Annotated in this window: 11 protein-coding genes; 6 read left to right on the top strand and 5 right to left on the bottom strand. The window is 57.3% G+C overall.

The genetic code is table 11. The features are described 5' to 3' along the window. Positions 1 to 36: 36 nt before the first annotated feature. The gene (locus tag ACG98I_RS13715) at positions 37 to 441 is read right to left on the bottom strand and encodes a MerR family transcriptional regulator (RefSeq protein ID WP_018297443.1); all 405 of its coding nucleotides are present in this window, start codon (positions 439 to 441) and stop codon (positions 37 to 39) included. A gap of 169 nt (positions 442 to 610) precedes the next feature. Between ACG98I_RS13715 and ACG98I_RS13710 the strand changes: the two genes are divergently transcribed. Next, complete coding sequence (locus ACG98I_RS13710) at positions 611 to 2,170, top strand: SulP family inorganic anion transporter (protein ID WP_394720523.1); 1,560 nt, start codon at positions 611 to 613, stop codon at positions 2,168 to 2,170. 169 nt (positions 2,171 to 2,339) lie between these two features. Here the strand turns inward: ACG98I_RS13710 and ACG98I_RS13705 are convergent, their stop codons facing one another. Next, the gene (locus ACG98I_RS13705; protein ID WP_224786635.1) at positions 2,340 to 2,876 is read right to left on the bottom strand and encodes a hypothetical protein; all 537 of its coding nucleotides are present in this window, start codon (positions 2,874 to 2,876) and stop codon (positions 2,340 to 2,342) included. A gap of 35 nt (positions 2,877 to 2,911) precedes the next feature. Here ACG98I_RS13705 and ACG98I_RS13700 point away from each other — a divergent pair, with 35 nt between their 5' ends. The 4 genes from ACG98I_RS13700 (at position 2,912) to ACG98I_RS13685 (ending at position 5,390) form a co-directional block, all read left to right on the top strand. Beyond that, positions 2,912 to 3,385 carry a recombinase family protein gene (locus ACG98I_RS13700; RefSeq protein WP_080971500.1) on the top strand — a complete coding sequence of 158 codons (474 nt, stop codon included), beginning with the start codon at positions 2,912 to 2,914 and terminating at the stop codon, positions 3,383 to 3,385. Between the two features lie 170 nt (positions 3,386 to 3,555). Next, the gene (locus ACG98I_RS13695; protein WP_394721103.1) at positions 3,556 to 4,578 is read left to right on the top strand and encodes a DUF4192 domain-containing protein; all 1,023 of its coding nucleotides are present in this window, start codon (positions 3,556 to 3,558) and stop codon (positions 4,576 to 4,578) included. Between the two features lie 159 nt (positions 4,579 to 4,737). After that, on the top strand, positions 4,738 to 4,881 hold the full coding sequence (locus ACG98I_RS13690; protein ID WP_005291046.1) for a hypothetical protein: 144 nt from the start codon (positions 4,738 to 4,740) through the stop codon (positions 4,879 to 4,881). Positions 4,882 to 4,970: 89 nt separating this feature from the next. Further along, a complete protein-coding gene (locus ACG98I_RS13685) occupies positions 4,971 to 5,390 on the top strand; it encodes a single-stranded DNA-binding protein (RefSeq protein WP_394721104.1) in 420 nt (139 codons plus the stop codon). A 280-nt stretch (positions 5,391 to 5,670) separates the two neighbouring features. Here ACG98I_RS13685 and ACG98I_RS13680 read toward each other — a convergent pair whose 3' ends face one another. From ACG98I_RS13680 to ACG98I_RS13670, 3 genes are all read right to left on the bottom strand, one after another. After that, the gene (locus ACG98I_RS13680; protein ID WP_394721105.1) at positions 5,671 to 5,847 is read right to left on the bottom strand and encodes an SDR family NAD(P)-dependent oxidoreductase; all 177 of its coding nucleotides are present in this window, start codon (positions 5,845 to 5,847) and stop codon (positions 5,671 to 5,673) included. Continuing rightward, positions 5,840 to 7,492: an ABC transporter ATP-binding protein gene (locus tag ACG98I_RS13675; protein WP_394721106.1), complete on the bottom strand. Its 1,653-nt coding sequence runs from the start codon at positions 7,490 to 7,492 to the stop codon at positions 5,840 to 5,842. Before ACG98I_RS13675 ends, ACG98I_RS13680 begins: the two co-directional genes overlap by 8 nt. 179 nt (positions 7,493 to 7,671) lie before the next feature. Further along, on the bottom strand, positions 7,672 to 7,848 hold the full coding sequence (locus tag ACG98I_RS13670) for an integrase core domain-containing protein (RefSeq protein ID WP_394721107.1): 177 nt from the start codon (positions 7,846 to 7,848) through the stop codon (positions 7,672 to 7,674). Between the two features lie 130 nt (positions 7,849 to 7,978). Here ACG98I_RS13670 and ACG98I_RS13665 point away from each other — a divergent pair. Then, positions 7,979 to 9,180 (top strand): IS3 family transposase gene (locus ACG98I_RS13665; RefSeq protein WP_394718078.1). Its coding sequence is split into 2 segments (ribosomal slippage): positions 7,979 to 8,273 and positions 8,273 to 9,180, totalling 1,203 coding nucleotides; the frame shifts between segments, so codons are not numbered across the junction. Positions 9,181 to 9,217: the final 37 nt, after the last annotated feature.

The raw sequence follows: 9,217 nt of genomic DNA, 5'->3' as shown, positions 1-9,217 counted from the left end.
GATGGTCTTTTTCTCCCTGCGAAGGATGGGGGCAGTTTAGGGTGCCAGGGTGTTGACCAGATCGAGGAATTCCTCAGCGTAGGTAATTTGCTTGCGTAGCTTTTCATAGCGGGTGCGCGTCTCCTCACGAATGTCGGCAAGGGTGGCCTTGGCATTACTCCGTGCCTGCTGCGCGGGATCACTGTCCTGCCCGCCATCTGAACTATGAAGAATCTCCGCAGCTTCCAGGAATTCCCGCATCTGATCCAGAGTAAACCCCAGCGGTTTCATCCGTCGCACCAGCAAAACACGACGTACATCAGCCTCACTATAAAGCCTGAACCCACCAGGGCTACGCCCCGATGGGCTAATCAGGCCGACGTTGTCATAATGACGCAAGGTGGGAATCGACAACCCCGTCTGGTCAACGACCTCGCCGATCTTGAAATTACTGTTTTGCATTGCCTGTTCTCCTTCACGGTGATGTTACCCACGGGTTCCTGTGCCTGGGTTGGCGGTTGAGTAAAACTCCCGCTACCATAACCACCATCACCAACCCTAAAGCTACTAGAGGGTTGGATTCCTTTTGGGCGTTCGCCCAGTTACCTATCCCCTCAAAGATTGGACATCTATGACTGAAACTAGCACGGAGGCCCCCCACCCCCTCCTGAGTCCAGACGGCGCTGATGCCCCTACCGGGATCATCGCATCCTTCCGTTACGCATTTTCTTCCCCCGCCCGTATCCGTATAGAGATTCTGGCCGGACTGGCGGTATCCCTGGCGCTGATCCCTGAGGCCATTGCCTTTTCCATCCTTGCCGGTGTTGACCCAGCCGTGGGTCTGTTTTCCTCGGTAGTCATGGCCATTGCGATCGCCTTTACCGGTGGCCGCCCGGCAATGATCACCGCCGCCACCGGGGCTATTGCCCTAGTCATTGCTCCTGTGGCGCGTGATTACGGGATGGATTATTTCATCGCCACCGTCCTGTTGGGCGGTGTCCTACAAATCGTGCTCGGCGCCCTCGGTGTGGCGAAACTTCAGCGTTTTATCCCCCGATCGGTGATGCTGGGTTTCGTCAATGCACTGGGCATTATGATTTTCACCGCCCAACTCGAACACCTCATTGACGTGCCTTGGATGGTCTACCCACTCGTCGGCTTGGGTGTGGTGATCATGATTTTCTTCCCCAAGCTCACCAGTGTGATCCCCGCCCCGCTGGTCACGATTATCGTGCTCACCGGTTTGGTCATTGCCGCCGGTTTGACTGTCCCGACGGTCTCGGACATGGGCAAGATGCCGGAGACCTTACCGTCCCTGTTTATTCCGAACGTGCCGTGGACGTTGGAGACCCTGCAGATCATCGCGCCTTATGCCCTGGCCATGGCCGTGGTCGGTCTCATGGAATCGTTGATGACCGCCAAGCTCGTCGATGACATCACCGACACTCATTCCGATAAAACTCGCGAATCCTGGGGACAGGGGGTGGCTAATATTGCCTCCGGTTTCTTCGGCGGCATGGGTGGCTGCGCGATGATCGGTCAAACCATGATCAACGTCCGCGAATCCGGGGCACGTACCCGCCTATCCACCCTGCTAGCCGGCGTGTTCCTGCTGGTCCTGGTCCTGACACTGGGCGATATCGTTGGCATGATCCCGATGGCTGCGCTGGTGGCAATCATGATCATGGTCTCGGTCGGCACGATCGACTGGCACTCGGTGCATCCACGCACCCTTAAACTCATGCCGGTCCCTGAGACCATTGTTATGGCCGTGACGATTATTGCCACCCTAGCCACCCACAACCTGGCCATCGGTGTGGTGCTGGGTGTGGTCACCGCGATGATCATGTTCGCCCGTCGGGTGGCACATATCGTTTCCATTGAAAAGGTCTCCGAGATCGACGGCGATGGCGATGGCCAGATTGATACTCGTACCTACCGGGTGCATGGCCAGTTGTTTTGGGCATCAAGCAATGACCTGGTTTATCGCTTTGATTACACCGATTCTGCCCGTCATATCACTATTGATCTCACTGAGGCGGAGATCTGGGATGCCTCCACGGTCGCGACCTTTGACGCGATTACGCAGAAGTTCCAGGACAGAGGCAAAACCGTGTCCATTATCGGGCTCGACGGTCCCAGTCAGGACCGGCTGAACCGACTGTCTGGCCGGCTTGGCACCGGCCACTAACATCCCCCGACTCGAGCACATCGACTTGGCGCCCCAACTTATAACCGGGGCGCCAGTTTATTGGTGCTGTTGCAAAGTTGGGGCATAGGAAGAGCATAAAAGAAGCGTAGCGGTTAACCGCTACGCTGTGTTGTGGGGCTTTTGACTTTTTACGGTGCACGTGTTTTAGTTAGTGGTTCGTTTCTTTCCTCGGGTGATTGCGACGGTATTCCTCGACCAAGTGAGCAATACCCGGCGCAGCCTGGGACAGCATCCAGGTCATAAGCGCTATAAGAACCCCTATGACGATAAGTGTTAACGCCAACCAGCCCAGTGTTGGGCCGATGCCGTTGGCCTCCTGGACGTGACCCCACAAGGCAGACACGCCGTCGGGTATGCCGAGCATACTTAGCAGCCCCTTCCCCAAGGCTCCGACAGCAACGAGTGCAATAGCAACGAAGAGAACACTGGCTGCAATCCACGAGGCAGACATGCAGGCCTTAATAAAGTTCGTGTTCGACTTTTCCATATCGTCGTTATACTGCTTGCGTTCTGCGCGTATCTCCTCCAGCAGCTTTTCGTTGGACTCCTTCTCCTGGAGCAGAGCGCTGCGAGCCTTCTTAGAGGCTTCTGCTGCCTCGTGCAGGCTCTTAGGCTCTTTCGACATTGCCTCAGATACAGCTACTTCTACCAGCGGTTCCAGGCTAGAAGTCAGGCTCGAAGTCATCTGAGCGTTCAGGCTCTGGCTGCGACCCGAACCACATCTACTCAGACACCATCTCCGGCACCAACTGGCAGCGGCCCGGCCTCGATGACGCGCTGGCGTACATGCGCCCCGACGACACGCTCGTTGTGACACGCCTCGACAGGCTCGGCCGCAGCCTCGCAGACACCGTGAACACCATCGCTGACCTGGCGGAGCGCGACATCAACGTCAAGGTGCTAGAGCCAGCGCTGGACACGTCGAAGCCCACCGACAAGGTGGTTATCAACGTTATGGCAAGTTTGGCCGAGTGGGAACGTGACCTGCTTGTCCAACGCACCCGTGAGGGCGTGGCGCACGCCCGCGCCCAGGGCAGAGTCGCCGGCCCCAAGCCGAAGCTCAGCAACGAGCAGGCGCAGATCGCCAAGGAGCTTATTGAGAGCGGCAAGTCCGTCAGCGCTGTAGCGCGCACCTTCAACGTCTCACGGCCGACGATCTATCGCGCTCTCAAGCGCATCGAAGCCGACGTGTAAGCACAGGCTGCGTCGCTAGCGCCCGCACCCGGTAAGCCCAACATCAGGCTGCGCTAGCGACGCCCGGGCACATAGGCACTGCACTGCTGGGATACGCCTGCGACCGGCAGAGCCGGGCCGAATTCGGGATTGACCATATACACCCCGTATTCGTGCAAAGGAGCACTGCCATGTCCACTCATTCCCACACGCTTGCATCCCACGGTGAGATCCTCGCGAACCTCCCCGGCATCCTCGGCTTCTACCCGAACAACTCGCTGATCCTCGCGTTCTTCGTCGACGACGAGGGTGTCGACACCATCCGCCTCGGCCCGGTCGCGCGGTTCGACCTGGACGAGGCCGTGGAGAAGCTCACCGAGAGCCGCGAGCGGTTCGCAGCGTGGGTCCACCACCTGGAACTCGACGCTGTTATCGCGTACATGATCAGCGATGACATTGCGCAGCCGGTCTTCGACGAGACAGCCACGTATCTCACGAGCGGGGCCGTGCACCTACCGCCGCTGCTCGGGGTGGTGCAGGTACCCGAGATCGTCACCGGGGCTGCCTGGTGGTCTGTGTACCAGCATCCGCTCATCGACGAGCCTCGCCACGGCGTTATCGGTGAGGTCGCCGCATCAGCGGCGCTGCGGCAAATGCTAGAGCACACCGGCGAGCTGCCGGAGCCGAGCAAAGACGACATCGAGGCACGGTTGAACAGCACCGATCACGGCATCGACGCTGCCGAGCACGCCGACATCATCGAAGACGCGCTGGCGTATATCCCGCCCATGTTCTCCGACGTGCTGCAGCGTGAATACGAGCAGGCGGCGGCAGGAATAACCCAGCCGAGCACGCGCGCTGTTCGGTCTGCGTTGAAATGTTTCACCACAAAGCGCTTGCGGGACACACTGCTTGCCGCACTGCTCGATGACCCGCAGGCGGGCCTTGCGTTCATAGAGAAGGTTATGCGCGCTGTCCCGACCAGCTGGCCGGGGATGCGCGCCCAGCTCACCGCCACCGTTGCCGTGCTTGCGCACGCCACGGGCCAGCCGGGGCTAGCTGGCGTGGCAGCGCAGCGAGCCACCGAGATCGGGCCAGACGAGAACTTCCCTTCGCTGGTCGCGAAGCTGACCGACATCGGCCAAGGCGAGCGGATGGTCGAACTCGTCCGCGAGGGCGCTGAGAAGACCCGCACGATCTTGTTCACCGAGTAGCACCACACACCCCGTTGCAGCGATGCAACGGGGTTTCTTTTTCTCGCGGGGCCGTGGCCTGCAGAGATGCACACCTCGCGGGGCGGGGGAGAACCCCCTAGACAGCAGAGCTGTCTCCAACAGACGGATTGACCATCAATCCGAACAAGGAGGCACGTGATGCGCGACTTCATCCACACCGACCTGGAACTGCTCTACCAGCTCGCCGACGGTATCGACGGCGAGGACGCCGATCCGGGCGCAGCACAAGAACTGCGCGACCTAGAGGCGGCAGGCACACCGCTGCCCTGGGCAGTGCTGTAACGGCAGCGCAACCCCCGCAGCAGCAAAGCAGCTGCTTAAGTACCCAAATTGCACAGCAATTCCCACCCACTCACGTAAGGAGAACCATCATGTCCAACCCCTTCAACAACGGCACCATCGTCGGCAACGCAGCTCGTGCACCGAAGCTGTTCGAGCACGCAAACGGCGGTGCGACGGTGAAGCTCAGCGTCTATGCGCGCAACACCTTCAAGAACAAGAACACCGGCAAGGTGGAGAGCGAGATCGTCGAACTGACTGGATATGTCCAGGACGCTAACAAACTCGGCGTGTTCAGCTGCATCGGCTCCGGCGACCGCGTCGCGGTGAGCTACTCGCTGAAAACCGACGTCTACACCGACAAGGGCGGCCAGAAGCAGTACCCGCTGGTGGCGCGCATCGACACGGTGCAGCTCATCGACTCCAAGAAGGAGTCCGCTGCGCGCGCAGCCCGTCGCGGAGGCGAGGCGGCGACCGCCGCCCTGGCTGGCGCTGAACAAGCACCGTTCTAGTTACAACAACACCCCGTAGGTTTCCCTGCGGGGTTATTTTTTTCTTCAAAATACTAGATCCGCCGAGGTCGTGGTCGACCCATACATCGATTCGTACAGTTCACGTGTCGCTGAGATGGGATTCATCCAACCTAGCCCCCCGGAAGAGCCCAGTGCAGGTTGTCGACCACCTGTGGGAGCTCCTGGGCCTACAAGACCAGGTACCCGTTACGACTCCCAGAAATACAAGATCTGACCCCGGCGAATGTCGCCCCGGACCTTGAGACCGTCGGTCCCCATTTCAGGTGCTGTTGCAAACTTCAGGCGGAGAGCCGTGAGCCTCCGTTTGGATATTCAAGACCGATTCGTTGGAGGAGAACCATGTGTAGGACACATCGCATCCTTCCCGAAATAGCCGGGACACGACTGCTCGACCGATGCCCTTGGTCGCGCCGGTGACGAGAACGTGTTTACGCATCTGAAGACTCCCTGCTGTTCGGTGTACTTTCAACGATTCTCCCGTCGGTGACCACTAGAATCCGTTCTGCCAGCTTCACGATGTTTGCATCGTGGGAGGTAAAGATGACTGTGGACTCAGTATCTAAGAGCCTGTTCATTGACAACTCTGCTGATACTGAATCGAGAGCGGAAGTCGGCTCATCTACAAGGATGACCGGCGATTTTTGAAGGACAGCACGGATGATGGCAACTCGCTGTCGCTCTCCTCCGGACAATCCGCTATTGCCGAATCCTACTAACCGGTCTAGGCCGTCGGTACTGGCGAAGTTTTCCAGTCCGAACTGATCTAGCAACGTGATAAGAATTTTGTCATCGAAACTTTCTGATGTCCCGAGAGTAAGGTTTTCTCTGAGCGTTCCCGAAAGCAAGTCAGGTTCCTGCTCGACGTAGGTGATCACAGTGCGAAGATCCTTCCTGCTCCAGTCCTTAAGATCTCGCCCCCCGACACGGATGTGGCCAGTCGAGGTGTCATAGAATCTCAGTAGAAGACTGAATATTGTGGTTTTTCCCGCACCAGAAGCTCCTGTGAGTGCCACTTTCTCACCTGATAGGATCGTTACATTTGCGTTATCTAAGATGGTTCGGCCCTCTCGGCTATACGATACCGACTCGAATTCGATGGATCCTGGGGAAGTGGGCCAAAGCTCTGGAAGTGAACTTTGTCCAGCTGAATCTTCAACTTCGAGATCGAAGAGCTGGTTAATTCTGCTCAGTGCCCCCCTAGCCTCAAAGAAGGTTCCGAGGGACTGAGACACCTGCACGATGGGGGCGAGCATCAGAAATAGTGCGGTAACGAAGATGGTAAGTGACTCTCCCGACAAATCCCCGTTGTTCAACCTAATGGACCCGAACAGGACGACCGCGAGAAGCGCCATGTAGGAAGCCACCGTGCTTAAGGGGTCAAGAACGGCTTCGACGAAGCTCATCTTTCGACCGTTGCGGTAGGCGTGGTCAATCTCGGTGGATAAGTTACCAATGACCTTCGCCTCGACCCGGAAGGCCTTGATAGTCCGCATTGCCGATAGCGCCGACTGTAAGATTTCTCCGAGCGCTGCAAGGCGGTCCTGAACTTTCGACGAGAGATTCTGTAGGGAACTTGAAATAGCTAGAATTATGACTAGGGCGATCAGCAGCACTGCAACAACGACCAAAAGTAATTTCCAGTCCACCACAGCCATATATATGAGTGCACCGATGATGACGGTGAACCCACCCACGAAATCAGCAAGGGTAGAAGAAAAAGCGGTGCCAACGATGGAGGTATCCGACGTTAGCCGTGTAGTGAAGCTGCCCGCCCCCACTTTCTCAAATTCCCTCATCTGCAGGTAGAGAAGGTGATTCGTGATCTTCTTACGTATGTCACAGACTGTTCGATCCGCTGCGATGGACACCACGTACATTGCGGCGGCTGTCAAAACGGATGTTCCCAGAATAGTTAGCAGTAGGAGCATCAGTGGCTTCTGAAACACTCCGCTACCCACTCCGGATATCAACTGGCCAACAAGTGCGGGTTGAAGAAGGGTAACAGCGGTAGATAGCAATGACAGGAAGATTCCCAAGCTGATCAGTCCAGCATTGTTTCGCAAAAGGTTAAAGGCTGTCATCAGGTCGGACTACTCCTCGGTTCAGGATCTCGTCGGGGCTGGAGGTTAATGCGGCCCATCAGCGATTCCGTTTCGGACCGTGAAACGGTAGTAAAAGACAGGCTCCTCATCTTGTGCGTAACCTGCTGAACGAACTAGCATGGGCCCGACCCCTGGAAAGTGGACACAGGGAATTGAACTTATGCGGTCAAGGTGAGTTTACCGCAGGTGCGGTTTTCGAACTCGAGGGGCGACAGATAATCGCACCATGAGTGTCTGCGCTTCTGGTTGTAGCACACACACCACGCGAAGACGTCCCGTCTGGCGTGCAGCAGTGAGTCGAAGCATTTCCGGTTTTGCAGCACCTCGCGTTTCAATGTGGTGCTGTTGCAAACTTCAGGCGGAGAGCCGTGACGGCTCAGTCTTCATCCTCTGATGCTCGGACCTGACCCCCGTTTGGTGGACACCTTGAAACCAGCATCATGCTGGGAAAGGTAATCTGCCACCATGCCACGCAAGACCTACACAGAGGAGTTCAAGCGCGACGCTGTTGCGCTCTACGAGAACTCCCCAGGTGCCTCGCTCAAGACCATCGCCGTGGACCTCGGAATCAACCGTGCCACCCTGCATAACTGGTTGAAAAAGTACGGGACAGGTGCGCGTACCAAAACCCGCACCGCAGAGTCGCCCTCGTCGATGTCGGTGACCGAGGCTGAGCGGATCCGCCAGCTGGAACGGGAAGTCAGCCGCTTACGCGAAGAGCGCGATATCCTGCGAAAGGCTGCTAAATATTTCGCGGAAGAGACGAACTGGTGATCCGCTTCCAGTTCGTTGACGACGCCCAGAAGAACCATTCGGTTAAGCGGTTATGTGACGTGTTGAAACTCAGCAGGTCCTCCTATTACAAATGGAAAAACAGCAGCTCAGCCCGGAGGAAACGACTCATATCCGACGCCATCCTCGGTGCACGGGTCAAGACTGTATTCACTGCCGAAAATGGTTGCTACGGGGCCAAGCGGATTACGGCTGAACTTAAAGACCAGCCGGGTCATGAGCCCGTGAATCACAAGCGGGTTGCGCGGATCATGCGTGAACTCAAACTGTTTGGCTACACCAAGAAACGCAAGGTCACCACCACCGTGTCAGATCAGAAGAAACCAGTGTTCCCTGACCTTGTCGGCCGTAAATTCACTGCCGACAAGCCGAACCAGGTCTACGTCGGTGACATTACCTATCTGCCGATTGCAGATGGGTCGAATATGTACTTGGCTACGGTCATTGATTGCTATTCCCGCCGGCTGGTTGGCTTCGCGATCGCCGATCACATGCGCACATCACTGGTGCAGGATGCGCTGGTGATGGCCAAAGGCCAGCGAGGGAGCATGAAGGAAGCAATTTTCCACTCGGACCACGGCAGTGTGTACACATCGAATGCGTTCCAGGACACCTGCACCCAGTTGGGGATCAGGCAGTCGATGGGATCAATTGGGACCAGTGCGGACAACGCTTTGGCGGAGTCGTTCAACGCGGCCCTGAAGAGGGAAGTCCTTCAAGATTCCAAGACCTTTGCCAACCAGTTGATCTGCCGGCGGGATGTTTTCCGCTGGTGTACCCGTTACAACACGGTGCGCCGACATTCCTGGTGTAAATATCTGGCTCCTGTGGTGTTTGAGGAGCGCTGTCCTGCTATCCTAAGATCTGCTTCTTGATTAAATCCTCCGTGTCCACTTCCCGGGGGTCGGGCCC

Origin of the sequence: Corynebacterium sp. L4757, from assembly GCF_043673995.1 — a bacterium.
In the GTDB taxonomy this organism is placed as follows: domain Bacteria; phylum Actinomycetota; class Actinomycetes; order Mycobacteriales; family Mycobacteriaceae; genus Corynebacterium.
This window is presented reverse-complemented; position numbering and strand designations above follow the sequence as displayed.